Annotated in this window: 28 protein-coding genes; 11 read left to right on the forward strand and 17 right to left on the reverse strand. The window is 59.5% G+C overall.

Annotation, left to right across the window (positions count from 1 at the left end; genetic code table 11):
• Positions 1–83: 83 nt before the first annotated feature.
• From csgH to G5229_RS14415, 7 genes are all read right to left on the reverse strand, one after another.
• On the reverse strand, positions 84–398 hold the full coding sequence (csgH, locus tag G5229_RS14385) for a curli-like amyloid fiber formation chaperone CsgH (RefSeq protein WP_407959568.1): 315 nt from the start codon (positions 396–398) through the stop codon (positions 84–86).
• A 110-nt stretch (positions 399–508) separates the two neighbouring features.
• Complete coding sequence (locus G5229_RS14390; RefSeq protein ID WP_216952160.1) at positions 509–1,960, reverse strand: curlin; 1,452 nt, start codon at positions 1,958–1,960, stop codon at positions 509–511.
• Between the two features lie 34 nt (positions 1,961–1,994).
• A complete protein-coding gene (locus G5229_RS14395) occupies positions 1,995–2,516 on the reverse strand; it encodes a curlin (RefSeq protein ID WP_201952781.1) in 522 nt (173 codons plus the stop codon).
• Between the two features lie 186 nt (positions 2,517–2,702).
• The gene (locus G5229_RS14400) at positions 2,703–3,542 is read right to left on the reverse strand and encodes a CsgG/HfaB family protein (RefSeq protein ID WP_005355003.1); all 840 of its coding nucleotides are present in this window, start codon (positions 3,540–3,542) and stop codon (positions 2,703–2,705) included.
• Between the two features lie 7 nt (positions 3,543–3,549).
• Complete coding sequence (locus G5229_RS14405) at positions 3,550–3,951, reverse strand: curli assembly protein CsgF (RefSeq protein ID WP_270905357.1); 402 nt, start codon at positions 3,949–3,951, stop codon at positions 3,550–3,552.
• Positions 3,952–3,962: 11 nt separating this feature from the next.
• Entirely contained in the window at positions 3,963–4,406 is a 444-nt protein-coding gene (locus G5229_RS14410; protein ID WP_421209397.1) for a curli production assembly/transport protein CsgE, read from the reverse strand.
• Positions 4,406–5,053, reverse strand: a complete 648-nt coding sequence (locus G5229_RS14415; protein WP_158113813.1) for a LuxR C-terminal-related transcriptional regulator — start codon at positions 5,051–5,053, stop codon at positions 4,406–4,408. The genes G5229_RS14410 and G5229_RS14415 overlap by 1 nt, the downstream gene beginning before the upstream one ends.
• A 426-nt stretch (positions 5,054–5,479) precedes the next feature.
• Here G5229_RS14415 and G5229_RS14420 point away from each other — a divergent pair, with 426 nt between their 5' ends.
• Positions 5,480–6,058, forward strand: a complete 579-nt coding sequence (locus tag G5229_RS14420) for a single-stranded DNA-binding protein (protein WP_204480312.1) — start codon at positions 5,480–5,482, stop codon at positions 6,056–6,058.
• Positions 6,059–6,207: 149 nt separating this feature from the next.
• Positions 6,208–6,951, forward strand: a complete 744-nt coding sequence (locus tag G5229_RS14425) for a substrate-binding periplasmic protein (protein ID WP_064341833.1) — start codon at positions 6,208–6,210, stop codon at positions 6,949–6,951.
• A gap of 72 nt (positions 6,952–7,023) precedes the next feature.
• Here the strand turns inward: G5229_RS14425 and G5229_RS14430 are convergent, their stop codons facing one another.
• Positions 7,024–7,149 carry a hypothetical protein gene (locus G5229_RS14430; protein ID WP_019445191.1) on the reverse strand — a complete coding sequence of 42 codons (126 nt, stop codon included), beginning with the start codon at positions 7,147–7,149 and terminating at the stop codon, positions 7,024–7,026.
• Positions 7,150–7,610: 461 nt separating this feature from the next.
• Here G5229_RS14430 and G5229_RS14435 point away from each other — a divergent pair, with 461 nt between their 5' ends.
• The 8 genes from G5229_RS14435 to G5229_RS14470 all read left to right on the forward strand — a co-directional run bounded on the left by G5229_RS14435 (position 7,611) and on the right by G5229_RS14470 (position 15,303).
• A complete protein-coding gene (locus G5229_RS14435) occupies positions 7,611–8,513 on the forward strand; it encodes a cation diffusion facilitator family transporter (RefSeq protein ID WP_245097308.1) in 903 nt (300 codons plus the stop codon).
• A 146-nt stretch (positions 8,514–8,659) separates the two neighbouring features.
• Positions 8,660–8,944: a DUF3811 domain-containing protein gene (gene yjbD / locus G5229_RS14440; protein ID WP_421209399.1), complete on the forward strand. Its 285-nt coding sequence runs from the start codon at positions 8,660–8,662 to the stop codon at positions 8,942–8,944.
• Between the two features lie 596 nt (positions 8,945–9,540).
• On the forward strand, positions 9,541–9,753 hold the full coding sequence (gene cspE, locus G5229_RS14445; RefSeq protein WP_005316548.1) for a transcription antiterminator/RNA stability regulator CspE: 213 nt from the start codon (positions 9,541–9,543) through the stop codon (positions 9,751–9,753).
• A gap of 305 nt (positions 9,754–10,058) precedes the next feature.
• On the forward strand, positions 10,059–11,417 hold the full coding sequence (locus tag G5229_RS14450; protein ID WP_421209401.1) for an NCS2 family permease: 1,359 nt from the start codon (positions 10,059–10,061) through the stop codon (positions 11,415–11,417).
• 238 nt (positions 11,418–11,655) lie between these two features.
• Complete coding sequence (gene dhaK, locus G5229_RS14455) at positions 11,656–12,726, forward strand: dihydroxyacetone kinase subunit DhaK (RefSeq protein ID WP_043851621.1); 1,071 nt, start codon at positions 11,656–11,658, stop codon at positions 12,724–12,726.
• Between the two features lie 15 nt (positions 12,727–12,741).
• Positions 12,742–13,371, forward strand: a complete 630-nt coding sequence (dhaL, locus tag G5229_RS14460) for a dihydroxyacetone kinase subunit DhaL (RefSeq protein WP_021231630.1) — start codon at positions 12,742–12,744, stop codon at positions 13,369–13,371.
• A 1-nt stretch (position 13,372) separates the two neighbouring features.
• Positions 13,373–14,089: a dihydroxyacetone kinase phosphoryl donor subunit DhaM gene (dhaM, locus tag G5229_RS14465; protein ID WP_421209404.1), complete on the forward strand. Its 717-nt coding sequence runs from the start codon at positions 13,373–13,375 to the stop codon at positions 14,087–14,089.
• A gap of 131 nt (positions 14,090–14,220) precedes the next feature.
• Entirely contained in the window at positions 14,221–15,303 is a 1,083-nt protein-coding gene (locus G5229_RS14470; protein ID WP_421209406.1) for a glycerol dehydrogenase, read from the forward strand.
• Between the two features lie 93 nt (positions 15,304–15,396).
• On the opposite strand, the gene dhaR is transcribed toward G5229_RS14470, so the two are convergent.
• The 5 genes from dhaR to G5229_RS14495 form a co-directional block, all read right to left on the reverse strand.
• Positions 15,397–17,298, reverse strand: coding sequence for a dihydroxyacetone kinase operon transcriptional regulator DhaR (gene dhaR, locus G5229_RS14475; protein ID WP_421209408.1), 1,902 nt, complete (start codon positions 17,296–17,298; stop codon positions 15,397–15,399).
• Positions 17,299–17,408: 110 nt separating this feature from the next.
• Positions 17,409–18,269, reverse strand: a complete 861-nt coding sequence (locus tag G5229_RS14480) for a patatin-like phospholipase family protein (protein ID WP_421209410.1) — start codon at positions 18,267–18,269, stop codon at positions 17,409–17,411.
• Between the two features lie 277 nt (positions 18,270–18,546).
• On the reverse strand, positions 18,547–19,446 hold the full coding sequence (locus G5229_RS14485) for a hypothetical protein (protein ID WP_421209412.1): 900 nt from the start codon (positions 19,444–19,446) through the stop codon (positions 18,547–18,549).
• 74 nt (positions 19,447–19,520) lie between these two features.
• Complete coding sequence (locus G5229_RS14490; RefSeq protein ID WP_042081343.1) at positions 19,521–20,210, reverse strand: LrgB family protein; 690 nt, start codon at positions 20,208–20,210, stop codon at positions 19,521–19,523.
• Positions 20,203–20,604: a CidA/LrgA family protein gene (locus G5229_RS14495; RefSeq protein ID WP_113740422.1), complete on the reverse strand. Its 402-nt coding sequence runs from the start codon at positions 20,602–20,604 to the stop codon at positions 20,203–20,205. Before G5229_RS14495 ends, G5229_RS14490 begins: the two co-directional genes overlap by 8 nt.
• A 134-nt stretch (positions 20,605–20,738) precedes the next feature.
• Here G5229_RS14495 and G5229_RS14500 point away from each other — a divergent pair, with 134 nt between their 5' ends.
• A complete protein-coding gene (locus tag G5229_RS14500; protein ID WP_216952181.1) occupies positions 20,739–21,623 on the forward strand; it encodes a LysR family transcriptional regulator in 885 nt (294 codons plus the stop codon).
• Here the strand turns inward: G5229_RS14500 and G5229_RS14505 are convergent.
• The 4 genes from G5229_RS14505 to ybaK all read right to left on the reverse strand — a co-directional run bounded on the left by G5229_RS14505 (position 21,617) and on the right by ybaK (position 24,967).
• Positions 21,617–22,501 carry a hypothetical protein gene (locus G5229_RS14505; RefSeq protein ID WP_421209414.1) on the reverse strand — a complete coding sequence of 295 codons (885 nt, stop codon included), beginning with the start codon at positions 22,499–22,501 and terminating at the stop codon, positions 21,617–21,619. The two genes, G5229_RS14500 and G5229_RS14505, sit on opposite strands and share 7 nt — an antisense overlap.
• 112 nt (positions 22,502–22,613) lie before the next feature.
• Entirely contained in the window at positions 22,614–23,405 is a 792-nt protein-coding gene (locus G5229_RS14510) for a substrate-binding periplasmic protein (protein WP_421172485.1), read from the reverse strand.
• A gap of 67 nt (positions 23,406–23,472) precedes the next feature.
• Complete coding sequence (locus G5229_RS14515) at positions 23,473–24,366, reverse strand: hypothetical protein (RefSeq protein ID WP_421209416.1); 894 nt, start codon at positions 24,364–24,366, stop codon at positions 23,473–23,475.
• Between the two features lie 136 nt (positions 24,367–24,502).
• Complete coding sequence (gene ybaK / locus G5229_RS14520) at positions 24,503–24,967, reverse strand: Cys-tRNA(Pro) deacylase (RefSeq protein WP_139463594.1); 465 nt, start codon at positions 24,965–24,967, stop codon at positions 24,503–24,505.
• Positions 24,968–25,300: the final 333 nt, after the last annotated feature.

Genomic DNA, 25,300 nt, shown 5'->3' on the forward strand with positions numbered 1-25,300 from the left:
GCACGCTCGATACAGAAACCTGAGCGAGTCAGTATGGCATAGAGACTACTGGATGAATAGACAGTCATGAGATGAAATGCGCATCATCCGGCGCACGCCATCTGCTCTTTTTTCTCCACCAGCAGCCGCTCGTTTTGCCATATCAGAGCGGTGACCTCGACCCGATAGGGACAACGCAAACCCAGCCCTATTTTGCCAACCGCCATGACCACTCCTGCCTGCAGCGACAGATTACGGCTCTGGCGCTGAGTCGTGCTCCCGGCCGCCCCTTCGCTGCGCACCAGCAACCTGACACTCACCATCAAGTCGCGCTTGCTGAGCAGCGTTGGCGCAAGTGACAGCCCCTGCTCGTTCTGCGCCATATTGAGGGACAAGCGGATCGACGGATCGGGCTCCATCTCGTTTCCCCTGGCGCTTGCTGGGGAAGCGACGCGATGAACCAGCATCAACCCACAGAGCAGCACCAATAAAAGAGGGGCCCGCAGGCCCCTGAATCCGGAGATGACCATCAGTTGCTACCAGCCCCTTGATAGACATAGGCATGGTTATCGCTGCCCAATACGGTCACATTGGCAGTATTAAAGCTTTCGTTTTGCACCACATCAACGGTGTTGCGCCCCCCACCAACCCCAGCATTGACGTAGACATTGGCCTCGTGCTCAGCGCCGTTCTGGGTCACTGTGAGCTTGTTCTCGCTACCCAAGTAGGACTCAACCTTGGCATTGTTCAACTCACCATCCTGGGTCACTTTGACCACAGACTCAGAGTGAGACGCATCGGCATAGGCCCAGTTGTCAGTGCCTTTCTGAGCAACGACCAGCTCGTTGTCCGAGCCCCAGGTCCAGGCGCCTTTGCCTTCACCATCACGAGCAGAGGCAACCTGGTTGCCAGTTCCGTTCTGGTCGATATCGATGGTATTGCCGCTGCCTGCTTGTTGCACTGCATTGGCATAGTTGTCATTACCTACCTGATCAATGGTGACCGCACCATCGGTACTGCTGGCTAACTGGTTGACCACGGCCTTGTTGTCATCACCTGTCTGGTTGACCAAGGCATCATTGCCAGTACCTTGCTGGTCGGTCTCAATCCGGTTGCGATTACCATCCTGTGTCAGGTCAGCAAACTCCCCGGTTCCAGACTGTTTGGCCAACAGGCCGTTGCCATTCCCGGCATCAGACCCTTGCTGCAGAGTCACCACTTCACCACGGGTTCCACTTTGCTCAACAGTCGCTACGTTGGCACTATCGTATTGAGTGACGTCTGCATTGTTCAAAGAACCACTCTGAGTCACCACTGCAGATGTTCCTTCCGCCGGTGCATAGTCATAGTTACCGGTTGCCTGCAGCACCTTGGTGATATTGCTCTCTCCACGTTGTACCACTTCGGCGTTGGCTCCATCAGCCGCTGTCTGGGTCACGTCAGCCTGGTGAGCCCCCCCTTCTAGCTGCTGTACACTCGCCCGAGCGAAATCGGATATCTGGTTATTAATGACAGCCCGATTACCATCCGAGATTTGAGTGATCCTGGAGTCAGCTAAGTCACCATTATCTTGCTTGATCTTGGCGTCGTTGCGATCCCCATCCTGCACAACCCCGGCAACCGCACCGCCATTCTCAAATTGCTGAATCACATCAGCAAAGTTGTCGTTCCCCTTTGTATCGATGGAGGCTTTGGAGAGGTTAGTGTCACCTTGTTGCAAGATGTAACCCTCGTTACTGTCACCTACCTGCCGAGTATCGGCATCTGACTGGCCGGTATTCTTTTGAGTGGTAACAGCTGTGTTGTTGTTACCAGCTTGATCGATGTTAGCCTTGTTATCGACGCTTCCCACCACCTGGTTAATGGTGGCGATATTGCCGCTCTGGGCCTGGTTCACCGTAGCCTGGTTGCCAGTAGATGCCGCCCAAGCGGTGCTGGTCGCCAGAAGAACTGCCGAGGCAATGATGGTACGTTTAAACATGATTTCCCTCTCGTGCTAATGGTTGAGCCTAGGCTCAGTTGGTTTGAACGACATTTACTTGCTGATTGGCCCCCATCTGGATGACGGTGGCCGTTAATCCGATTCCGTTCTGCTCGATGCTGGCCTGATTGCCATCACCCAGCTGGATCGCCCGGGCCTGATTGTCTGCCCCTTGCTGACTGATCCAGGCTTCATTGCCGCTGCCTTGTTGCAGCAGCCAAATCCGGTTATTGATGCCCGCCTGATAGAGTTCGGCGCTATTGCCCTCACCCAGTTGCGCACCATTGACCCAGTTCTCATCTCCTACCTGGGAGAGCGCCAACTCATTGGCCCAACCCTGTTGCAGCAGGCGCGCCTGATTCAGCTCCCCTTGCTGGGTGAGGTGCAGTTGCTGCTCGCTACCGAGTTGCCACAACAGCGCCTGATTCCCGTCGTTCTGCAGACCGGAATCCAGCTCGCTTGCCATCGCCAGCTCATCAAAGACGGCAGGCTCTGCGGCGAGTTGCGGGGCGCCCGATATCAGCAGAAAAAAGAGAGCACTCAACAGATGTTTCATCGCGCCATCGCCTTGTTGGAAAACGCCCACAGTATCCCTGTCAGACAAGAGGCGGCCTATCAGGCACTCCGCTGATTCGAGGATGAAAAACACCGCCCTGTCGCTGAGCAGAAAGTCTTAAGTCGTATTCGATAGAGGCCAAAAAAATGCCCTCCACTAGGGAGGGCATTGCGAGAGAGGGAAAACTCAAAGCAGCGGGGCGTTGTCTTGCAGGTACTCCTGCAGGATCGGATTGTCGATATCCCGCTGGTCGGCCAGTTGCCACAGATTGTCCCGTACACCATTGGCTATCAGCCGGATCACTCCGGACTCGATAGCCGACATGACACACATCTGTACCGGTTCGTTGGTGCTGAAACCGGCCTCGGCCTCCAGCAGGCGCTTGTACTCGACGAAGCGGAATACCCCGGCCTGCACCTGTTGCGACAATACTGTCTTGGAGGTGGTGACACTGTTCAGGATCCGGCCTGAACGGATATCGACGGCACGCAGATTGACCGTCACCTGATCGACCCGGTACTCCCCGCTGGCGCCAATGCCAAAATACTTGGCTCCCGCCCCACCGGTTCGTACATTGCTGTCATAGGCGACGATCCCCCCCTCGATCAGGATGTTGGCGGCGACCAGCGAGGGCAGTTGATTGGCATTGTTGCCGGGAACGTTGGGCTTGTTCTGGGCCGCCCGCACAATCTTGCGTTCGGTCAGCAGGTTCTGCAGCCCCTCCCGCTCCAGAGGCACAAACCATTGGGAATCCCACAAAGCCGTGCTCAGCATGGCTACCCCGCCCTGGGTGACCGCCGTGGAGAAGTTGGATGCCGGTGCGGGCAGGTACTGACCGGTCTGATCGCGAAAATCGTAGACGGCCGCGACAATTTTCCCTTTTGGCTTGGGCAGACTGATCAGCTCCTTGTAAGAGACGGATCGCGGCATCAGGGTTGCCTTCTCATCGGCAACGGGCGAGCCAATATGGGTCGCACAGCCAGCCAGCGCAAGCAGGGGCACTATCAATAACAGTTGTCGTTTCATCGCGCCCTCAATCAGCAATCAGGCCATTCACTTCGATCATGGTGGTCTGGTTGGTCACCCGGTCGGTGATCGAAACCACCAGGGTGCCATCTTCATCCACCACATTGATGGCAAAATCATCGGTCACCAGACTGCCGCTCTGGCTGCCATCCTTGCCGATATCGGCCAACAGCTGGCTGATCAGGCGGGATTGCAGGTTGGAGGTCAGGCGATCCAGCGCCGAGGTGCCGCTGCTACCACTGCCACTGGCGGGATCCTTGTAATCATTCTGCGCATTGGCGGTGCCAAGCAGATGACTGCTGTTGAGAGGGTTACCCCCAAAGCTGGGGTTGACGGGGCGATAGACAAGCTCCGACGCATGGAGCGCTGGCGCTATCAGTGCTGCAACTAGCAATAACCGGGCACGCATGAGAAATATCCTTATAGTTCATCATGTTCCAAATCGAAGGTATCCATGAACAGGGTCGCGATCTTCTGCTGTTCGAGGGTCTGCCTGACCTGTGACCAAGCCAGTTTGGCGCTCTGCTCCTGCTGATTGCGGCCGGGAGAGAGCGCGGTTTTAAAAATCACCTTCCGGTTATGGGTGATCCAGATCAGGCTGCCCCAGCGAGCAGTCGGGCGCTCATGAATCGTCAGATTTTCTCTGGCATTCGGGTCTTCATCACTGCGCAACCGGGTAAATTCGTTATAAAAGCCCTGACCGAAGCGGGTAAAAGTGCGGTCCAGCACCAAACCATCCACATCCAGCCGATCACTCTCCTGCTCCGGCTGTACCGACTCCAGCGGAGCATCGGCCTCGGCCGCCACAACGGTCGTGCAGCCCCAGAGCAGCACAAGGCAACATGCCAGAGAGAACGCTTTCATCAGTGGGAGTCCGGAGCATCGAGATACTCTTTGGCCCAGCTCACCGCCTGGATCCGGTTCTTCACGTTCAGCTTTTTAAAAACGTTATAGAGGTGGGATTTGACGGTGTGCTCGCTGACAAACAGGCTGTCGGCGATCTCGACATTGGAGGCGCCCGTCATCAGATAACGGATGATCTCCTGCTCTCTGGCTGTCAGCAGGGTGTCGTTACGCAGCAGGTAGCTATTGCCCTGGCGATAGTATTCGACCAGCTCGCACAGCAGGTGGCGCGGCATCCAGTACTCGCCCAACAGGATTTTCTGCAACCCGGCAACCAGTCGGTCGAGCGGATCCTGACGGAAAAACAGACCGCAGATCTGCGGCCACATCAGCAGCAGGTCGCGATCCGTCGCAGTGGGAGCATTGAGCAGCACGGTGGCCGCCATGCCAAAGCGTTCGGAGATCGCCCGGTTCCAGCCCAGTGACTGGCCGGAGCGGATATAGTCGAGATCGATGAGAAACAGCGTGCCGTCACACTGGTTATCTAGCTGATTAATCTCGTGGATTAGCTGGACGGGACGGCTCAAATGAGAGATGAGATAGGCAGCAAATGTGCTGGCCTGCACATTATTTTCAGTGACCAGTGCGATCGGGCATGCGGCTTTCATTGTGTGCTCTTCCTTGAACCTGTAAACCACCTAATCTGGCCGACTGAGTCTACCAAGGAGGTATGGGAGCACAATATTAAAAAAGTATGAGAATGGATCTCATAAATATCGTAACCATATGTTTTTAGTCGATTTAAAAACTGTTCCCAATTCGCCAATCTGCCAGCATAACAGGAATATATGGCAGAAATGTGATGCAGGATGCGCCGAAAAAAGATGCAACCCGACCATCACCACAGCAGGAGCCAACCGTTGCCTTTGGCACATCAAGCCGGTTAAGGATGCTGCCAATCCGCTTCGCAACTGTTACTATGACCGTCACATGCGTCTGCGGGACATTGCGCCCCGCACACAGCAACTAATCAGGTATCTAGTCGTGTTGGACCAGGTTTCGACCTGGCCGGTAAATAAGGTGGAAGAGAGATTATGGCCAGTCGAGGCATCAATAAAGTCATTCTGATCGGTAACCTCGGGCAAGACCCGGAAGTACGCTACATGCCGAGTGGCGGTGCTGTGACCAACATTACTCTGGCCACCTCTGAAACCTGGCGCGACAAGCAGACCGGTGAGCAGAAAGAGCGCACCGAGTGGCACCGTGTCGTCTTCATGGGCAAGCTGGCCGAAGTGGCTGGCGAGTACCTGAAGAAAGGCTCCCAGGTCTATGTGGAAGGCAAACTACAGACCCGCAAGTGGCAGGATCAGAGTGGCCAGGAGCGCTACACCACTGAAGTGCTGGTCGACAGCTTCACCGGCGTCATGCAGATGCTGGGTGGCCGTCCGCAAGGTGGTCAGGGCATGGGCCAGAACATGGGTGGCCAACAAGGTGGCTGGGGTCAACCGCAGCAAGCCATGCAGCAGCCGATGAATCAGCAGCGCCCGGCGCCGGCTCCGCAGCAGAACATGCAGCCGCAAGGCGGTTATGGCCGTCCTGCCCAGCAGCCGCAATCTGCGCCGCCGGTATATAACGAGCCACCGATGGATTTCGACGACGATATCCCGTTCTAAGAACAGAATATTGAAAAGGCCCTGATAACTCAGGGTCTTTTTTTATGCACTCAGGCTGAACCTCTCAGCCCGAAAGGGATATAACGCTTTTTGGTTGCCTCCCCTACAGTGATGGATATTCTCCACAGGAACGCTTTGTGAAAAGTGCAATGAAACTGCTCACCCCTTTATTGCTGATGCTGACCAGCATGCTCTCCGGCCAGTTGCAGGCAACGCCACTCAAGGTCGGGGTCAGCTTTGCCATCCCCCCTTATGTCATCGAAAGTAATCAGCGTGGCATCGAGCTGGATCTGCTGAAAGAGGCGTTCGCTGGCAGCGGCTATGAGCCCAGCTTTGAATTTCTGCCGCTGGAGCGCACCTTCCGCCTGTTCGAGTCAGGAAAGCTGGATGCCATCATCAACGTCAGACCCGGTATGGTTGATCCTCACGTTCTGACCCAGCCCGTTATCACCTTCCATAACCGGATCTTCACCCTGCGCAGCACCCACATCAGTACCCTGGATGATCTGCATTCAAAACGGGTCACCGCCTTTCAACGGGCAAGGATCATTCTGGGGGGCGCGTTCGCCACCATGGCCAACCAGAATCCCCACTATGAGGAGGTAGCCAAGCAGCAGGTGCAGGTACATCAGCTAATGCGCGGCAGGGTGGATGCAGTCGTACTGGAGGAGCGGGTGTTCTATTACTACCTCGACCAGCTGATTGCCACCGCCCAGGCAGGCGAGCACTACGAGCGCAATCAGGTCAGGCAAGCAGACCTCTTCCCGCCCACCGTCTATCACTTTGCCTTCCGAACGGCCGATGCCCGCAATCTGTTTGATAAGCGCCTTGAGGCGATGCGTCAGGATGGTCGTTATCACCAGATTTTCGCGGCTTACGGCGCCACGCCGTGAGCCACAAACATAAAAGCCAGCCGGTAAGGGCTGGCTTTGTACTGGCTCCGAAGGAACAGCAGTAGGGGAGCGTTACTTCATTGCGCTGCCGTTTTTCAGTTCTGCTTTCTGACGTTTGGCTTCGCGTTTCTCTTTCAGTGACATCTGCGGTTTTTTCTTGGCATCTTTGCCGTTGTGATGTTCTTTGTTACTCATCATCAAACTCCAAAAATGTTACCCAGACAGCTGGTTCCTCATGGGAGCCAGCATGCCATCCGAATCATCAACTTCAGTACGCTTGGTGGGATGGTGCAAGACCATCACCAGACCCAGCATACCCTCCAGCGGCATCCGGATCCAGCCTCATTCTCGTCCAAAAGATGTCGCGCGCAGCCCCTTGAGCTGGGAGGCCAAACGACCTCGACAGGAAAGACCAAAAAAGAGTAATTCGCATTATTAAATGTTGTCACGCTTATATTAAGCCATCGTTACCTGGATATTTTCACGGATAAATATAAATCCCTCTCATTATTTATTACCGCGCAAGAGGCCACCATTTTAATAAGCATTCGCAATATCACCGGAAACATCAGGTTACAACACCGAATAGGTTATTTCCGGTCAGCCGGATATAATGCGCGCCGCACCGAAATATCCGTTTTTATTCAGGAAGCTGTGACATGAACAGAAAAACCAGAGCCGCCATGGTGTCGGTCTGCTCCAATATCAGTCTGATCATCATGAAAATGGTGGCCGGGTTCGCCAGCGGCTCGGTCAGTATCATCTCGGAGGCGATCCACTCCGCCATGGATCTGGTGGCGGCCCTGATCGCCCTGTTCGCGGTGAAAAAGTCCGATCTCCCGCCCGATGAACGCCACCCCTATGGTCACGACAAGATTGAAAATGTCTCCGGCGTCATCGAAGCACTGCTTATCTTGCTGGCCGCGGGCTGGATCATCTTCGAAGCCGTCGACAAGCTGATCACCCCCAGCCCGATTGAAAGCATTGGCTGGGGCGTGCTGGTGATGGTGATCTCGGCGCTGGTCAACAGCGGCGTCTCGGCCTACCTCTACAAGGTGGCCCGGGAAGAAGAGTCAGTTGCATTGGCGGCCGATGCGCTCCATCTCAAGGCGGATGTGCTCACTTCAGCCGGTGTCGCCGTCGGTCTTGGCGGGATCTGGCTGGCCGGTCTGTTTGGCCATTCACTCGCCATCCTCGACCCGCTGGTCGCCATTGCGGTCGCCATCTTTATTGTCAGAGAGGCGATCAGCATGCTCAACGAGGCCTTCCAGCCGCTGATCGACCAGAGCATGAGCCCGGAAGAGCTGGCGATGACCAGCCGCATCATCACCGAATGCTGCCCTGCCGCCAGCGGTTTTCACGATCTGCGCAGCCGTCGTGCCGGTCGTCGTCGCCATATCGACTTCCATCTCACCCTGCCCACGGAGATGAGCATCGGCGAAGCCCACGATATCTGTGATCGCATCGAACACGCCATCATGGCGCAGTTGCCCCACGCCATCGTGCTGATCCACGTCGAGCCGGAGGAGCAAGAGCTGCCCTCACCGCTCGCCATAAATTGAAATGTGGCAAACAGGCGGGAAAGTGGCAGCGAAATAACAGAAAGTTGGCACAAACCCGCATTTTTACTGCCGGAAAGCCGATTGCATAAGAAGTGATCGGCACAACTGTGTTAGGGTGTCTAACCACCCTGCCGCAGGAGCGCGCCGTGAAAAAGCTGGAAATGAAAGATCTGACCGAGGCCGAAAAAGCCGAGATAGCCTTGTTATTGCAAAAGGCACAAGCCAATGTAGACCACCAGCTGACCAACGGAGAGCGGAACAAGATCCGCGAAGAGGGTCGCCTGAAAATTGTGGCCGACCGCGCCGAAGCGGCCAAGGCAGCCTCCAAGCTGGCTCGCGAGAAAGCCAAAGAGCGTGCCAAGAACCAGGTACTGCCGGAAACCTTCAGCTGGATTGATTCGGTCAGCAACAAGTTTCGCAGCAAGCGCTGATCCCTTCTTGCAAAACGCCCGCTGGCACTTGGTGCCAGCGGGCGTTTGCATGTCTGGACGATGCTCGATGCGCCAGATTTGGTGCTGCCATTGATTTGCCGCTCAGAAGCTAATCGCAGCAGCAAAGAAGTGATTTACATTGTGAGTTAGAGAAAACGCCAACTGAGAATCCACGTCTCTCGCCACCTTTTCATTTTTTCTCATATTTTTTGTCAGAACTGGCTACATAGTCAGGACAAAAAAGCCGAATCTGACTTGCCACAGGGTGATATGAGTCTGCACTGATTTTTCTATGCCGTTGAAATGCATCATGTTTACTATAAAAAATGATATTTTTGGCTGTTACAAAACATTAATATCGAGATAAAGTTTGCTTTAAAAATGAGAGCGTGTTTTAATCTTTCTCGATGGTTCGGCAGTTCAGACCTGATTATGTTAGGCAGTCATTTTAGTAAAGCAGTGATTAGCATAAGCGTTATCCTCGGATAATCCTTATCAAATAATTCTCCTTCTTTAGTGCTCCCCATACGTATTGCTGACGAAAAATCAAAAATTGCCATTTAGGTGGCATTCAACACTATATTAAGGAAATTATTATGTCTAACAAAATGACTGGTACCGTTAAGTTCTTCAACGCTGAGAAAGGTTTTGGTTTCATCTCCCCGGCTGACGGCAGCAAAGACGTGTTCGTACACTTCTCCGCTATCCAGTCCACCAGCTTCAAAACCCTGGACGAAGGTCAGCGCGTTGAGTTCACCATCGAGCAAGGCCAGAAAGGCCCGGCTGCTGCCAACGTAGTTGGTCTGTAATTCAAGCCGGAGCATGCTGCTGATGGCTCATGCCAACTGCTGACAGCTCTGCAAGAATTTAAAAAAACCCGCTTAGGCGGGTTTTTTGTTTTTCCCCGCTTTTTCCTCACAGATCTCCCCTCCCCCGACCGCTTGATCCCTCCCTTACACGCTCTCACCGCTTGAGTCTTAGAATGAGCTCCGAATGGACTCAAAATGTAAAATAGTGACGAAAAAGTCAGGTTATCCGCTGTATTTGCCGCGAATTCTTGCTATTTTGCGCGCCACCAACGCAAACGATTTCCTTCACACTTTCAGGATTAGTTATGGCAAAGCAAGATATGGCCGCCCAAACAGGGACTGGCGGCTTTCTGGACTCTTATTTTTCCATTTCTGCGCGCGGCAGCAGCGTGCGTCAGGAGCTGGTCGCGGGGCTGACCACCTTCCTGGCGATGGTCTACAGCATCATAGTGGTGCCGAACATGCTGGGTGCTGCCGGCTTTGAGCAGGGCCCGGTGTTTGTGGCCACCTGTTTGATCGCCGCCTTCGGCTCCCTGCTGATGGGCCTGTGGGCCAAGCTGCCGATGGCTATCGGTTGCGCCATCTCCCTCACCGCCTTTACCGCATTCAGTCTGGTACTGGGTCAGGGACTGAGCATTCCGGTCGCGCTGGGTGCCATCTTCCTGATGGGGGTGCTGTTCACCCTGATCAGCGTCACCGGCGTGCGCCAGTGGATCCTGGATAACCTCCCCTCCGGCATCGCTCACGGCACCGGCATCGGTATCGGTCTGTTCCTGCTGCTGATCGCCACCAACGGCGTCGGCATGGTGATCAAGAACGAAGGGGCCGGTCTGCCGGTGCAGCTGGGTGAAGTGGCCGCTTTCCCGGTCATCATGACGGTGCTGGGTCTGGCCGCCATCTTCGGTCTGGAGCGTCGCAAGGTGCCGGGCGGAATCCTGATGGTGATTATCGCCATCTCCATCCTCGGCCTTATCTTCGATCCGAAAGTGACCTGGCAGGGCTTCTTCGCCATGCCGAGCCTGACTGGAGAGAAGGGCTCTCTGGTGGGCAGCATGGATCTGCTGGGCGCCCTCAATCCGGTGGTCATTCCGACCGTGTTGGCGCTGGTGATGACAGCCGTGTTTGACGCTACCGGTACCATCCGTGCCGTGGCCGGTCAGGCTGGCCTCATCAACGAGCGTGGCCACATCATCAGCGGCGGCAAGGCCCTGACTGCCGACTCCGTCAGCAGCATGGTGGCCGGTGCCGTTGGTGGCGCTCCGGCTGCCGTCTACATCGAATCTGCCGCAGGCACCGCAGCAGGCGGCAAGACCGGTCTGACCGCCACGCTGGTCGGCGTACTGTTCCTGCTGATGATCTTCCTCTCCCCGCTCAGCTATCTGGTACCGGCTTACGCCACCGCACCGGCTCTGATGTACGTCGGTCTGCTGATGCTGGGCAACGTCACCAAGCTGGACTTCAGCGACTCGGTCGATGCGCTCTCCGGCATGCTGTGCGCCGTCTTTATCGTGCTGACCTGCAACATCGTGACCGGCATCATGCTGGGCTTCGTGGCGCTGGTCGTTGGCCGCATCTTCGCTGCCGAGTGGAAGAAGCTGAACGTCGGCACCGTCATCATCGCCCTGGCGCTGGTGATCTTCTACGCCGGTGGCTGGGCCATCTAACCCGTCCGCATATTCCGGTTATAGCCAAGGGCCCTGCGGGGCCCTTTTTCATGGCTGTGAGTCAGCTAACAGTTTCCCGCCCGTTTGCCCCACGTCGTTTCAAATTGAAACGCCAACCTCCCTTCAGCTGTTTCAAATCCGAACCAAATCGCCCGTCATTTTTATCCCTTTTTCTGTCGTTAGACTGGCTCCATCAACCATTTGCCCACCCGTGCGGTGGCAAGCCAAGGAGTGAGCCATGAAGAAACTGATCAATGCCGTCGATGCCGTGGTCCGTGAACAACTGATGGGGATGGCAGCCGCCCACCCCGAGCTCAAGGTACGTATCGAACCCCACTACATCACTCGCGCCGACTCCCCCGTGATGGGCAAGGTGGCGCTGGTCTCCGGCGGTGGCAGCGGCCACGAGCCGATGCACGGCGGTCTGGTGGGCAAAGGGATGCTGGATGGCGCCTGCCCCGGCGAGATTTTTACCTCCCCGACCCCGGATCAGATGTACGAGTGCGGTCAGGCCGTTGATGGCGGCGCGGGCGTGCTGTTTCTGGTGAAGAACTACACCGGCGACGTACTCAACTTCGAGACTGCGGTCGAGCTGCTGCACGGCGATGGGGTCAAGGTGGGCTTCGCCCTGATCGATGACGATGTCGCGGTCAAAGACAGCCTCTACACCGCAGGTCGCCGTGGCGTCGCCACTACAGTGCTGTGCGAGAAGCTGGTCGGTGCCGCCGCCGAGGCGGGCTACGATCTGGCGCGCTGCGAGGCGCTGGCCCGTCGTATCAACAACCAGAGCCGCACCATAGGCGTGGCCATGCATGCCTGCACTGTGCCTGCTGCTGGCAAGCCCTCCTTCACTCTGGCGGACAACGAGCTGGAGTTCGGCGTCGGTATTCACGGCGAGCCGGGCATCGAGCGTCGCCCCTTCACCGACCTCAATACCCTGGTGGACGATATGTTCAGCGAGCTTACTGACAACACCCCCTATGGCCGCACCCTGCGCCACTGGGATCGCACCAGCGGCAGCTGGCAGGAGGAGCACACCTTTATCGAACCGCTCAACAAGGGTGATCGGGTCATCGCGCTGGTCAACAGCCTCGGCGGCACCCCGATTTCAGAGCTCTACGGTGTCTATGGTCGCCTCGCGACCCTGTGCGAGGAGGCGGGCATCCATCTGGTGCGCAACCTGATCGGCCCCTACTGCACCTCCCTCGACATGACCGGCATCTCCATCACCCTGCTCAAGGTGGATGATGAGCTGATGACCCTGTGGGATGCCCCCGTTCACACCCCCGCCCTACGTCGCGGCTGCTAAGGAGTGCCGATAGCCATGCTAAGCAAACACCACATCGTCAACTGGCTGCTCGACTGCGAACACATCTTTACCGAGCAGCGTGACTACCTCACCGCGCTGGATACCGATATCGGCGACGGCGATCACGGCCTCAACATGCAGCGCGGCTTCGCCAAGGTGGCCGAGAAGCTGCCCGCGGTAGCAGACAAGGATATCGGTCAGGTGCTGAAAACCACCGGCATGACATTGCTCTCCTCGGTCGGCGGTGCCAGCGGCCCGCTCTACGGCACCTTCTTTATTCGAGCCGCGGCCAGCAGCGACGCCTGCCAGAGCCTGAGCCTCAGTCAGCTGTGCAAGATGCTGAGTGACGGGGTCGAGGGCATTGTTTCTCGCGGCCGTGCCGAGCCGGGCGACAAGACCATGTGTGACGCCTGGTGGCCGGCACTGGCCGCCCTGCAACAGGCGCAGCAGCAAGAGTTGCCGCTCAACGAGGCGCTGGACAAGGCGGTGGCAGCCGCCGCAGCCGGTACCGAGGCGACCATCCAGATGCAGGCTCGCAAGGGGCGCGCCAGCTATCTTGGCGAGCGCAGCATCGGCCATCAGGATGCCGGGGCCACCTCGACCCTGCTGCTGCTGACTGCCCTACGTGACAGAGCGAGGTTGTGACATGATCGGAATCGTAGTGGTCTCTCACAGCGCCATGCTGGCGGCCGGTTTGAAAGCGCTGGCCGACCAGCTCGGCAGCCCGGCCCGATTGCTGCTGGCGGCCGGGGTCGATGACCCCGACCACCCCATCGGCACCGATGCCATCGCGGTGATGAGTGCGATTGAAGAGGCGGATGACGGCAGCGGCGTGCTGGTGCTGATGGACTTGGGCAGCGCCCTCTTGAGTGCCGAGACCGCCCTCGAACTGCTGCCCCCGGAGCTGAGCGCGAGGGTGCGGCTCTGCCCCGCCCCGCTGGTCGAGGGTACCCTGGCCGCCGTGGTGGCGGCCGGTTCCGGCCTGACGCTGGATGAGGTGGCCGCCGAGGCGCTCGGCGCGCTGGGCCCAAAACAGGCGATGCTGCCTGCCAGCCCGGCGCAGGCCGCCACCGAGACGGCCCCCGTTGCTGACGACGGCTGGCTGCGCTGCGAGGTGGTGGTGGATAACCCCCACGGCCTGCATGTGCGCCCCGCCGCCCGACTGGTGGCCGCCCTCAAGCCCTTTGCCGCCGAACTCAAGCTGCAAAAGGGGGATAAAGAGGCCAATCCCCGCAGCCTGACCCGGCTCGCCATGCTCAACGTGCGGCAGGGCGACCAGCTCATCCTGCTGGCGCGCGGCGAGGATGCCAGCGCCGCCCTGGCCAGCTTCCGGCAACTGGCAGCCGAGCGCTTCGGCGACTGACGCCGCACACCACTGTTTCAAGGGCTGCACTCGCTCGCTGAGCTTGTGCAGCTTCATTCAAGACGAAGGAGTCCCCGGCACAGCCGCCCCTTCGCCCCGATTCTTAATTCATAAAGAGAGAGGGATAAAATATGGACCGCATCATCATCAGCCCCAGCAAATACGTACAAGGCAACGGGGCCCTAGCCAATATCGGCAACTACGTCAAAGCGCTCGGTAGCAAGCCGCTGATCCTGGCCGACGCCTTCGTCACCAAGCTGGTGGGCGATACCGTAGCTACCAGCTTCCACGGCGCCGGTATCAAGCCGGAGTTCGACTGCTTCAACGGCGAGTGCTCCCGCCCCGAGATCGACCGCCTGCTGGCCCGCTGCCAGCAGACCCCGTTTGACGTCATCATCGGCATCGGCGGCGGCAAGACGCTGGATACTGCCAAGTCGGTCGCCTTCTACCAGAAGGTGCCGGTGGTCATAGTACCCACCATCGCCTCCACCGATGCCCCCACCAGCGCGCTGGCGGTCATCTACACCCCGGAAGGGCAGTTCAGCGAATACCTGATGATCCCGACCAACCCCAACATGGTCATCATGGATACCGGCGTGGTCTCCCGCGCCCCGGTGCGGCTCTTGGTCTCCGGCATGGGGGATGCGCTCTCCACCTACTTCGAGGCCCGCGCCAACAAGGTCTCCGGTTGCCAGACCATGGCCGGTGGAGCTTCTACGCTGGCGGCGCAGGCCATTGCCGAGCTCTGCTACAAGACCCTGCTGGCCGATGGCTACAAGGCCAAGCTGGCGGTGGAGCAGGGGCTCTGCACCAAGGCGGTGGAGAACATCATCGAGGCCAACACCTATCTGAGCGGTATCGGCTTCGAGAGCAGCGGGCTGGCCGCCGCCCACGCCATCCACAACGGTCTGACCCAGCTGGCTGAGTGTCACCACCTCTACCACGGTGAAAAAGTGGCGTTCGGTACCCTGGTGCAGCTGGTGCTGGAGAACGCGCCGATGGCGGAGATCGAAACCGTGCTGGCCTTCTGCCGCTCGGTGGGCCTGCCGACCAACCTGCATATGATGGGGGTCAAGGCGCTGGATATGGCGCGCCTGATGGAGGTAGCCAAAGCCTCCACTGCCGAGGGCGAAACCATCCACAACATGCCGTTCAAGGTCACCGCCGAGGATGTGCTCGCGGCCATCGTCACCGCCCACCAGCTGGGGCTGTAACCACGCTACCACTGACCTGCCATATAACAAGGCCCCGCATCTGCGGGGCCGTTTCGTTTTCTGCGGGCCGGTTCGCAACGACTTGAATAACCATCAGCCGTGATAGTCGGCGGGATCGATCTCGAGCAGCTTGAGCCGCCGCCAGAGGGTGGTGCGGCTGATGCCAAGATGCTGGGCCATCTGGCTCACCTGCCCCTTGCAGGCATGGGTGCAGCGCAGGATGGCCTGCCGCTCCAGCTCCGCCAGCGTGAGCAGCGGTTGCCCCACAACCTCGTCGGCTACCCGTTGATAGCCGTGCCGAATGGCGGCGGGCAGCGCCTCGGGCGGGATCGGCCCCTGACCGGCATGAAGCAGCGCATGCTCGACGGCGCTGCGCAGCTCCCCCAGATTGCCGGGCCAGGGATAGGCGAGCAGACAGTCGAGGGCCGCCGGACTGAACTGCCGTACCGGCTCGCGACCCTGCGCCCCTAGCTGCTGGCTGATAAGGCCCGGCAGATCTGCCGCGCGCTCCCGCAGCCCCGGCAGCCACAGCTCGCACGCCTGCAAGGCATAGAGCAGCTGGCGGCCAAACAGCCCCTCCTGTACCAGCTGCTCCAGCGGGGCGCTGCTGGTAGCGATGATCCGCACCTTAAGCGGCAGGATTCGGGCCGAATCGAAGCGCTGGATGCGGCCGGTCTTGAGCAGTTGCAGCAGCGCCGCCTGCATGGGGGCAGAGAGACACTCCACCTGCTCCAGTACCAACGTGCCGCCGTGGGCCAGCTCGAACTTGCCCGCCCGCTCCTGCCCCGCCTCGTCGGAGCCCATCAGCTCCAGCGCCATCCGCTCGCTCGGCAGCGCCTTACAGTTGAGGGTAATGAGCGGCCCGGCGGCCCGTTCGCTGCCAAAGTGGATCGCCTCCGCCAGCTGGGCCTTGCCCACCTCCTCCTCGCCGCGCAGCAGGATCGGCCCCTGACTCTGGGCCGCCTGCCGGGCGTAGCGCAGCAGCTTGCGCATGGCGCTCGACTCCCCCACCAGCGCCGACAGCTCGGGCACCGTCTGGCGCAGCTGATGGATGGCCCGCAGCCGATCGACCGGGTGCAGCAGGGCGATAAAGCTGACCCCTTCCGGCCCCGGTAGCGGCTTGAGGCTCACCAGCGCATTGATAAACTCCCCCTCCTGCGCGCCGAGCCGCTCCAGCGTCACCTCCACATGACTCAGTGGCGTTTGCCCCCTGATGGCCAGCTGCAACCGCTGGGGCAACAACAGGTGCTGCTCCAGCGGCTGGCCGAGACAGAGTGCGGGATCGAGCCGCAGCCGGTGGGCTGCCAGCGCGTTGAGGTAGCGCAGCCGCCCCTGCGGATCCCAGGCCAGCACGCCGTCATCCATGCCGTCGAGCAGGGCGTAAAGTTCGCTCAGGTGGTGCTGGGACTCCTGCATCAGGGTCTCCATCTGCAGCAGATGGGCCAGCTCGCGTCCGGCACTGACGGTGAGCGCCAGATCGCCGGCACTCGCCTCCTCCACCTTGCAGATCAGAGCGATGATGGCGACCTGACGGCCATTGTTGTTGTAGACCGGGCTGGCGCAGCTGTGCCACGGGTGGAGGGTCTGATTGAAGTGCTGGGCACCGCTGACGCAGAGCGGCACCCCCTCCAGCGCCGCCAGATTGATGGCATTGGTGCCGATGCGCCCCTCGCTGAAGAAGGCGCCGGGGCCAAACCCCAGCGCCGCCAGCTCGCGCAGGGTGTCGGGGTGGCCGGTCTGGGCCAGCAGGCAGCCGCTCTCGTCGGTGAGCAGCAGGGCGCAGGGGCGCCCCTCCATAAATTCGTAGAGATCTTCGAGGGCCATCTCGCCGGTGGTGAGCAAGTCGCGCTTGCGCTGGCGCAGGCTCTGCAAGGTCTGCCCCTTGGCGCTGTGGGGTGGATGCCAGAGGGTGGCACTGGTCTGGTGGGCGCAGCGCAGCCAGGATGCCTGCAGATAGTCAGGCCAGGGCTGCAATGGCTGAAGGTCAGATGGCATGGTCACAGCAATATCCGGCAAGATGTGAGCCGACCATTTAACCACGCCAGCGCCCCCGATTCAGTGACCTGCCTCAGAGGGTGGCAACGTTTAAAGACACCAGGTTGCCGCTAAGCGGCACGTACAGTCCTGACTGCCCGCAGCAGGCTCTGGCGCCCCTGCCAGTAACCCTGCAGATAGCCAGACTCCAGCTTGACCGGATCCTGGGTAAAACGGGAGACCATGAAATCGGTCGGTGGCGCGATCACCTCGATGTCGCAATCGGCAGGGGGATTGGCGATGAAATCGAGCGCCCGGTTGTAGGCGCGATCCCGCTCCAGCATGGCTTGCGCCAGTGCAGGCTGGGTTTTCAGCAAGGCTTTGACCATCCAGCAGAAACGGGCCGGCTTCTTGCGATAGCCCCAGGGTTCCGACAGCACCACCGTCATCCGACGTGCACCGCGCCGATAGGCCTCGATCACCGGAATGGAGTCGCTGATGCCGCCATCGGCCATCGGGCGACCATCGACACAGGGGGTATCGTGCTGCACCACCGGCAGGGCGCAGGTGGCGGTCAGCACCTCATCCATATTGTCGGGACGCACCGGCAGATAGATGGCCTTGCCGCTCGCCACATCGGTCGCCACCGCATAGAAGGGAATGTCGCGGGCACAGAAGGTGTCGAGATCCAGCGGGAAGCGATGGCGACTGGCCTGCCACAGCCAGCCGATATCCACCAGATCGCCCCCTTTGACGAAACGCAGGGGATCGAGAAACCGGGAGCTGCAAGCCAGCTCGGTGATGATGTGGTGACTGCGGCGCGGCTGCTCGCTCAGGTAGGAGACCAGATTGGTGGCACCGGCCGAGACGCCCATGACGAAATCGAACGGATAGTGGTGACTTTCGACAAACGCATCGAGCACGCCGCTGGCAAAGATGCCGCGCATCGCGCCCCCTTCGACAATCAGGGCGCAAGGGTGGGGATTAAACATAACAAGGCTCCGTCAGCTGTAATACCTGCCGGGATCGATCCCGGCCCAGTGATGGACGCCTTCATGCAGAACATCAAGACGCCGCAGCAGGACGATTCAGACTCACTCGCACAAACCAGAAGCGGGCAGGAGCAAACCTGAACCGTGAAGCGACCCCCAGTATATGCAGCGCACCAACCTTCAAAAAATGAATTTAAATAATAAAAAACATGCCTTTTTGGCATGATTTAACACATCAGCAGAGACGGCCCTTTATCCGGTAACAGCACCATCAGGATCAAGGCAGCCCGGGCCCGAACGTCCCGTCGACGGGGTTGTAGTGGTAGGCCCGATAATCAAAGTCCACCTTATCAAGGCGCGGATTGGCCAACTCGAACAACAGGCGTCTGGGGAGCTGCGCCTGATCGAGGGAAGGTTTGAAGTGGCGCAGCCAGAGCTGTTGCAACGAGCCATCCCGCCACGCCAGCTTGAGCCCGACCGAGAGGCGGCGGATGGCGGCCTGATTATCCTTGTGGGTGTAGAAGAGGTGGAGGAAGGGATAGTGCAGCGCCACTCGCCGATCCACGGTGAGACCGGGCAGATCACTGTGCTGCTCCTGCTCGATAAAGAGCTCGTTGGCACCGCGGCAGAAGAGGTCGATGCGACCGCGAGCCACCAGCTTGAACAGCCGCTCGTAACCATCGATCTCCTGTACCTTGAAACCGGCCTGACGCAGGATCTCCGCATCCTGCCAGCCACGCCCCTGCCCGTGTAGAAATTGCTGCAGCTCGGCCAGGGTATTGACCCTTGCCACCGCATCGGCCTGCTGCGGACTGACAAAGCAGATGCGATAACCGAGGATGCCCAGCTCCACCGGAAAACGAACGTAATCCAGCGCTCCGCTCTCTGCGGCCGGGCGCAGACTGTCGGCCACAAACAGATTGGGGTATTGCTGAGTCTGCACAATCTGTCGCATCCGGATACGGTTCATCGGCGGCGCGGTCCGCAGCTCGTAGCCACCGAAGCTGTCGCGGGTCTTCTCCAGCGCCAGCTGCAACAGATCGCGAAAATAGAGGGTACGCAAGTCCCGATCGCTCTCGGGGCTGATATGAGTGATGACGTCGCTCGCCCTTAGGGGACTGGCAAGGAGGGAAAGACTGCACAGCAGCAAGCAGGAAGCGAGGCGATGAAAGGTCATACTGCTCATCCCGGAAATACAGGCTCACTAGAGTGTAGCGCCGGGACGAGCCGCCTTCTAAAGGGAAGTCCGGCCTACCAGAACAGCTGGCCCAGCAGGGGCGCCAGCAGCACGGTCACCATGCCGGCGATCATCATCACCATACTGGAGACCACTCCCTCCTCATTACCCATCTGATAAGCCCTGGCAGTACCGGCACCGTGGGCCGAGGCGCCAAAACCCGCCCCCTTGCCGAGGCGACTGCGAATGGCCAGCACGGTCAGCACGCTCTCCCCCACCGCCATACCAATCACCCCGGTCAGCACCACAAACAGCGCGGTGAGATCGCTCTGACCGCCGATGGCGCGGGTCGCCTCCACCGCAAATGGCGTGGTGATGGAACGCATCGCCAGACTGCGTTGCAACATGTCAGAGAGATCCAGCCAGCGGGCCAGCAGCACGGTACTCCCCACCGCCATGATGACCGAGGCGACCACCCCCACCGACAGCGATAGCCAGTGGCGGCGAATGAGCTGGCGGTTCTCGTAGACCGGCACGGCGAAGGCAACGGTGGCTGGGCCCAGCAGCCAGAGCAGCCAGTGGGATTCCGCCATGTAATCCTGATAGGGGATGTGGAACAGCAGCACCACGGCCACCAGCAGGGTCGGCGCCAGCAGCAGCGGCATCAGCGGCAGGATGCGCTTTTTGCCGTAGAGCCATTTGCTGGCGTAGTAGAAGAGCAGGGTAAGAGCGAAGCAGATCAGCCCGAGCAGGGTATCAGACATGACGGCGACTCCGGCGGGCCAGTTTCAGTTCGAGGCGGTAGACCCGGTCCACCACCAGCGCCGTGGTGCCGAGCACTAGCGTGGTGCTCACCAGCAGCACCACCATGATGCGCCACCCCTCTTGCAGCAGCAGATCCTGATAGTTGACCACCGCCACCACGGCGGGCACGAAGAAGAGCAGCATCTCGGCCAGCAGCCAGCGAGCCCCCGCGCTGAACCACTCGGCCTTGACCACCCCGAGCAGGATGCAGACCAGCAGCAACAGCATGCCGGTGAGGTTGGCAGGCAGCGGCAGATGGAGGGTACGCACCGCGGTATCGGCCAGCAGCCAGATGGCTGCCAGCAACACAATCTGGAAGGGAGTCTGTAACCAGCGCAAGCAGAGGGCTTTCATGATCATCGTCTTTCTGTGAACCGGCTCACAGTATAGAGTTGAGCAAAACCTGCCAGAAATGAATTAAAATTATCGAATTCATGCCACATAGGCATACTTAATCCCGTAACCGCCAACACGAGTCGAGAGAGTCCATGGATATTCGCGCCCTGCGCTATTTTGTCGAACTGGTACGGGAAAAAAGCTTCACCCGCGCCTCTGAAAAGCTGTTCGTCACCCAGCCCACCATCAGCAAGATGATCCGCAATATCGAGGAGGAGCTGGGCCAACCCCTGCTCAATCGGGAAGGGCGCCGCTTCACCCTGACCGACAGCGGCCAGGTGCTGTTCAACCGTGCCCAGACCATCTTGGCTGAGATGCAGCAGCTGGAGGCCGAACTGGCGGATCTGCAGAGCCTGCAACATGGTCGCCTCACCCTCGGCATTCCCCCCATGGTGGGTCACGTCTATGCGGATCTGATCCGCGCCTACCGCACCCGCTATCCCAAGGTGGAGCTGACCCTGGTGGAGTACGGCGGCCGTCGCATCGAACAGGCGGTGCTGGAGGGGGAGCTGGATCTCGCCATCACCATGCTGCCGACCAAAGAGGGGGGCGCCCTCAGCGCGCTGGAGCTGGATCAATACCCGATCCGGGTAGTGCTGCCTGATCAACCCCGCTGGCATGGCGAGACGCCGCTGCGGCTGGAGTCCCTGCAGGAGGAGCCCTTCCTGCTCTATACCCAGGCGTTTACCCTGAGCGAGCGGTTGGAGCAGGCATGTCAGGAGGCGGGCTTTGTGCCGCAGGTGGCGGCGCGCAGCAGCCAGTGGGATTTTCTCACCGCCATGGTACGCAGCGGCATGGGGGTCGCCTTCTTGCCGGAGCCGGTCTGCCACCGGCTGACCCCGGATGGTCTGGTGCTGCGGCCGCTGGAGCCCGAATTGAGCTGGCGACTCGGGGTGATCTGGCCGAGCGAGCGCTATCTGTCGCGCACCGCCGAGGCTTGGTTGGCCCTCTGCCGCCAGCGGCAGGCACCTCAGTAATCGCCGAAGCGATCGGTCTGCGGATTGTAGAAGTAGGGGCGGTAATCGAAGCTGATCCCGTCGAGGAAGGGATTATCCAGTCGCAACATTCGGCGCTGGGAGAACTTGGCAAAGGCGATGGCCGGGCCAAAGCTCTTGCGCCACAGCGCCTGTAGCGAGCCATCCTGCCACGCCAGCTGCAACCCCCGTTCGACCCGCTGCAGCGCCTCGCGATTGTTGGGATTGGTGTAGAAGACCCGAGGCAGCGGGTAGTAGATCAACAGCGCATCGTCCACCAACAGATCCGTCATCTCCTTGTGGGTCAGCTGCTCGCTGCGCAGCTCGCTCACCCCGCGGCAGAAGAGATCGAAGCGGCCCCGCGCCACCATTTTGAACAGCTTTTCGTACCCCTCCACCTCCACCACCTCCATCCCGGCGTAGCGCAGGATATCCACATCCAGCCACCCCTTGCCCTGACCGAAGGTGAACTGGCGCAGCCCCTTGAGGTCGGTCACTTTGCTCACCGCCGCCTTTTGCTGCGGGCTGACAAAACAGATGCGGTAGCTGACGATGCCCAGATGGATGGGAAAACGGACATAGGCGAGCCCCAGATCCTCGCGGGTGCTGCTGTAGCTGTCCATTACAAAGAGGTTGGGATAGTTGTCGAGCTGCATGCTGAGCCGCTCGCGCGCCTTGGTCATGGGCGGCGCAGGCTCCAGCAAATAGTCGCCAAACTGGTCGCGGGTCTTGTCGAGGGCGAGCCGCAGCAGCTCCCGATCATAAGTGGTACGCGGATCCCGCTCGCTCTCTGGGCTGATATGGGTAAACCGGGTGGCCGCCTGTCCGGTCAGCGACAACACGCAGAGCAGAGCGGCAGCCAGCAGATGCAGGGGTGACATAAACCGCGCCTTGGCTGAAGGGGTACTTTCAGTGTAGCCCCTGAGCGTGGCTGCTCGGCCCTGCCACCACCCCGCGCTCTCCTCCCCTTTTCGGCCAGTCGCATCCATCAGCCTACTCCCCCACCGGAGGTGTGCTTCTGAGCGATGTTGCATAACGCTGATAGGCAGCAGAGTCGCGCACCTGCTCGATAGCATCCCACACCTGCCGGCTTTGTCGGGGATGGGCCTGATAGAAGCGGTTAGAGAAGACCAGATAGTAGGGCTTCTCCACCAGCACCGGCGACAGCCGCTCGATGCGGGCCTGCAACTCGGGATGAGCCACCAGAATACTGTCGGCCACCTCGGTCTGGATGGCGGTCGCCTGCGCCCGATCCATCACCAGCTTTTTCAACATGATCAGCGGGTCACGGCTGGAGTCATCCACCTCGGCTCCCGCAGCCTGCAACAAGTCGACGATGGAAAATCCGGACTGGGCCGCCACTACGCCCTTGACCCTGAGGGTGGAGCCATCCCACTGGCTTTTGCCACCCTTGAGCTGGTAGAGACTGTAACTCTCGGTCAGCAGCCGCTTGGCGGGGTCAGGTTTACCCTCACGCATGGGATAGACCCCCACCCTGGTCGCCCGCTCGACGCTATAGCTCATCTTGATGACCGCATCCATCTGGCCACTGCTCACCCGAGAGAGGCAGCGCTTCCACGGCAGCGGCGTCAGCACGATCTCGGCATTGAGGGCGGTAGCAACCGCCTTTAGGTGATACTGGACAATCCCCTCCCCCGATTGCAGCAGCCAGGGGTAGGAGTCACTGTTTTCGAGGCAGGTACGCAGCGTAAAGACCGGGGCTGCACCGCCGGTGGCAGGCAGCAGCAACGCGATGAAGAGCAAGGAGAGGGCAGATGCGTGCATGGGCCATCTCCTTTGCGGCAATGATCTCTCCCTTACTCAATCAGAGCTGCGCACCTGATAACCCGGCTCAGGGTTGTGAACCGAAATCATCCGTCAGCGGGTTGTAAAGGTAGGGGCGATAGTCAAAACCGTCCTTGGGTAACTGCGGATTGCCGAGCCGGACAATCTGGCGAGCCCCCAGATTGGCAAACACCAGCGAGGGTTGGAAGTGATGGCGCCAGAGCCGTTTGAGCGAACCATCCTGCCAGGCCAGTTGCAGACCGCGCTCAAGGCGCTCGCGCTCCTGAACGTAGCGGGCATTGCTGTAGAACACGTGGATCAGCGGATAGAAAAGGGCCAGATGGCGATCGACCGTCAAACCGGCCACCTTGCCCTGATGAGATTGCCACTCCGGCAGGATCTCGTTGGCCCCACGACAGAAGAGATCGATGCGCCCTCGTGCCACCATACGAAACAGCGACTCGTAGTTATCCACCTCATGTACCGTCAGCCCGCCGTTGCGCAGGATCACCGCATCCTGCCAGCCGGTGCCCACCCCTTGAGTGAAGTGGCGCAACTGATCCAGGGTGTTCACCCGCGCCAGCTCGGCAGCACGATCCGAGCCGACAAAACAGACCCGATAGCCGAGGATCCCCATATCGATCGGGAACGGGATCAATGCCACCTGATCCGCCACCGCCTCCCCCTGATAAGGCCAGCTGTCGAGAATAAAGAGGGCGTTTTTGCCCTGCTCCTGCACCTCGATCCGCATCCGCGCCTTGTTCATCGGCAGGGAGTCCAGCAACTCGTAGTCACCATATTCGGAGCGAGTTTTCTCTAGCGCCAGCTGCATCACCTCACGGTAATAACGCATCCGCATGTCCTGACTGTTTTCAGGACTGAGCAGGGTAAAACGGGTGGCAGCCAGCAAGGCAGAGGGGAAGGATAAACAGAGACAAAGCAACAGAAGTCGGTACATCATGGCTGAACTCATACAACGGGGTTCACCCAGTATAGACTGGCACGCACCCCGTTGAGCACAGGGCTCGCGCCCGCTCACAGGTGGGGCAATCCGGGCCACCACAGGCCCGGATAGCGGGTTCACACCTTGCCCGGCACTACTCTTCGCCGATAGGTGCGGCGATCCACTTCATCAGCGTCAGCATATCCTGCGGCGCCACGCCGACCGAGAGGCCGCGCTTGCCGCCGCTCACCAGGATCTCGTCAAACTGCAGCGCCGACTCGTCGAGCACAGTGGGCAACAATTTCTTCTGGGCCAGCGGGCTGATGCCACCCACCTTGTAGCCGGTCAGCTTCTCCGCTTCCGCCGGTTTCATCATCTCCACCTTCTTGAGACCGGTCGCCTTGGCCAGCTGTTTCAGACTGCACATGCCGGATGAGGGAACGATGGCCACCACCGCCTGCTTGTCGTGATGGGCAACCAGAGTCTTGAACACCTGCGCCTCCGGCAACCCGAGCTGGGTCGCGGCATGCTTGCCGAAATCGTCGTGGGCGTCGCACTCGTAGGGGTAGAGCTTGTGGGGAATCTTGAGCTTCTTCAGCAGGTTGATGGCAGGAGTCATGATGGTTGCCTTGAATCGAATCGCATAAAAACAAGGCCAAACAGTCTGCGCCTGCATGGCGAGGGATGCAAGCCGGAGGGGAAATCTGTACCCATCACCGGTAATGAGTAGAGAGCAATGAACAAGGTGAATTGTGCTGCTTGCCGAATTAAACACAGGACGAGTCAGGGATAAAATCATTTCCGAGCCGTACAATGCGCTGCGCTTGCTGCACCCTACAAAATACAGTCCAAAACATGGGTGGGGTTCCCATCGAGCCGAATTCTGCTGGGCAACAAAAAACAAAGGGCGCCGTGTCGGCGCCCTTTGGCTTGATGGATATTGCTGAAGCCT

This window comes from Aeromonas sp. 602396 (assembly GCF_049173735.1).
GTDB lineage: Bacteria > Pseudomonadota > Gammaproteobacteria > Enterobacterales > Aeromonadaceae > Aeromonas > Aeromonas veronii_A.

Excerpts from the sequence above, each read along its gene's own strand:
- G5229_RS14485 (WP_421209412.1), bottom strand. The coding sequence starts at position 19,446 with ATGACCTTTCATCGCCTCGCTTCCTGCTTGCTGCTGTGCAGTCTTTCC.
- G5229_RS14480 (WP_421209410.1), bottom strand. The coding sequence starts at position 18,269 with ATGTTTAATCCCCACCCTTGCGCCCTGATTGTCGAAGGGGGCGCGATG.
- dhaM (WP_421209404.1), top strand. The coding sequence starts at position 13,373 with ATGATCGGAATCGTAGTGGTCTCTCACAGCGCCATGCTGGCGGCCGGT.
- G5229_RS14500 (WP_216952181.1), top strand. The coding sequence starts at position 20,739 with ATGGATATTCGCGCCCTGCGCTATTTTGTCGAACTGGTACGGGAAAAA.
- G5229_RS14420 (WP_204480312.1), top strand. The coding sequence starts at position 5,480 with ATGGCCAGTCGAGGCATCAATAAAGTCATTCTGATCGGTAACCTCGGG.
- G5229_RS14425 (WP_064341833.1), top strand. The coding sequence starts at position 6,208 with ATGAAACTGCTCACCCCTTTATTGCTGATGCTGACCAGCATGCTCTCC.
- G5229_RS14435 (WP_245097308.1), top strand. The coding sequence starts at position 7,611 with ATGAACAGAAAAACCAGAGCCGCCATGGTGTCGGTCTGCTCCAATATC.
- G5229_RS14405 (WP_270905357.1), bottom strand. The coding sequence starts at position 3,951 with ATGCGTGCCCGGTTATTGCTAGTTGCAGCACTGATAGCGCCAGCGCTC.
- G5229_RS14450 (WP_421209401.1), top strand. The coding sequence starts at position 10,059 with ATGGCAAAGCAAGATATGGCCGCCCAAACAGGGACTGGCGGCTTTCTG.
- G5229_RS14430 (WP_019445191.1), bottom strand. The coding sequence starts at position 7,149 with ATGATGAGTAACAAAGAACATCACAACGGCAAAGATGCCAAGAAAAAA.
- dhaR (WP_421209408.1), bottom strand. The coding sequence starts at position 17,298 with ATGCCATCTGACCTTCAGCCATTGCAGCCCTGGCCTGACTATCTGCAG.
- dhaK (WP_043851621.1), top strand. The coding sequence starts at position 11,656 with ATGAAGAAACTGATCAATGCCGTCGATGCCGTGGTCCGTGAACAACTG.
- G5229_RS14470 (WP_421209406.1), top strand. The coding sequence starts at position 14,221 with ATGGACCGCATCATCATCAGCCCCAGCAAATACGTACAAGGCAACGGG.
- G5229_RS14415 (WP_158113813.1), bottom strand. The coding sequence starts at position 5,053 with ATGAAAGCCGCATGCCCGATCGCACTGGTCACTGAAAATAATGTGCAG.
- G5229_RS14495 (WP_113740422.1), bottom strand. The coding sequence starts at position 20,604 with ATGAAAGCCCTCTGCTTGCGCTGGTTACAGACTCCCTTCCAGATTGTG.
- csgH (WP_407959568.1), bottom strand. The coding sequence starts at position 398 with ATGGAGCCCGATCCGTCGATCCGCTTGTCCCTCAATATGGCGCAGAAC.
- ybaK (WP_139463594.1), bottom strand. The coding sequence starts at position 24,967 with ATGACTCCTGCCATCAACCTGCTGAAGAAGCTCAAGATTCCCCACAAG.
- cspE (WP_005316548.1), top strand. The coding sequence starts at position 9,541 with ATGTCTAACAAAATGACTGGTACCGTTAAGTTCTTCAACGCTGAGAAA.
- G5229_RS14400 (WP_005355003.1), bottom strand. The coding sequence starts at position 3,542 with ATGAAACGACAACTGTTATTGATAGTGCCCCTGCTTGCGCTGGCTGGC.
- G5229_RS14410 (WP_421209397.1), bottom strand. The coding sequence starts at position 4,406 with ATGAAAGCGTTCTCTCTGGCATGTTGCCTTGTGCTGCTCTGGGGCTGC.
- G5229_RS14490 (WP_042081343.1), bottom strand. The coding sequence starts at position 20,210 with ATGTCTGATACCCTGCTCGGGCTGATCTGCTTCGCTCTTACCCTGCTC.
- G5229_RS14515 (WP_421209416.1), bottom strand. The coding sequence starts at position 24,366 with ATGATGTACCGACTTCTGTTGCTTTGTCTCTGTTTATCCTTCCCCTCT.
- G5229_RS14395 (WP_201952781.1), bottom strand. The coding sequence starts at position 2,516 with ATGAAACATCTGTTGAGTGCTCTCTTTTTTCTGCTGATATCGGGCGCC.
- dhaL (WP_021231630.1), top strand. The coding sequence starts at position 12,742 with ATGCTAAGCAAACACCACATCGTCAACTGGCTGCTCGACTGCGAACAC.
- G5229_RS14505 (WP_421209414.1), bottom strand. The coding sequence starts at position 22,501 with ATGTCACCCCTGCATCTGCTGGCTGCCGCTCTGCTCTGCGTGTTGTCG.
- G5229_RS14510 (WP_421172485.1), bottom strand. The coding sequence starts at position 23,405 with ATGCACGCATCTGCCCTCTCCTTGCTCTTCATCGCGTTGCTGCTGCCT.
- G5229_RS14390 (WP_216952160.1), bottom strand. The coding sequence starts at position 1,960 with ATGTTTAAACGTACCATCATTGCCTCGGCAGTTCTTCTGGCGACCAGC.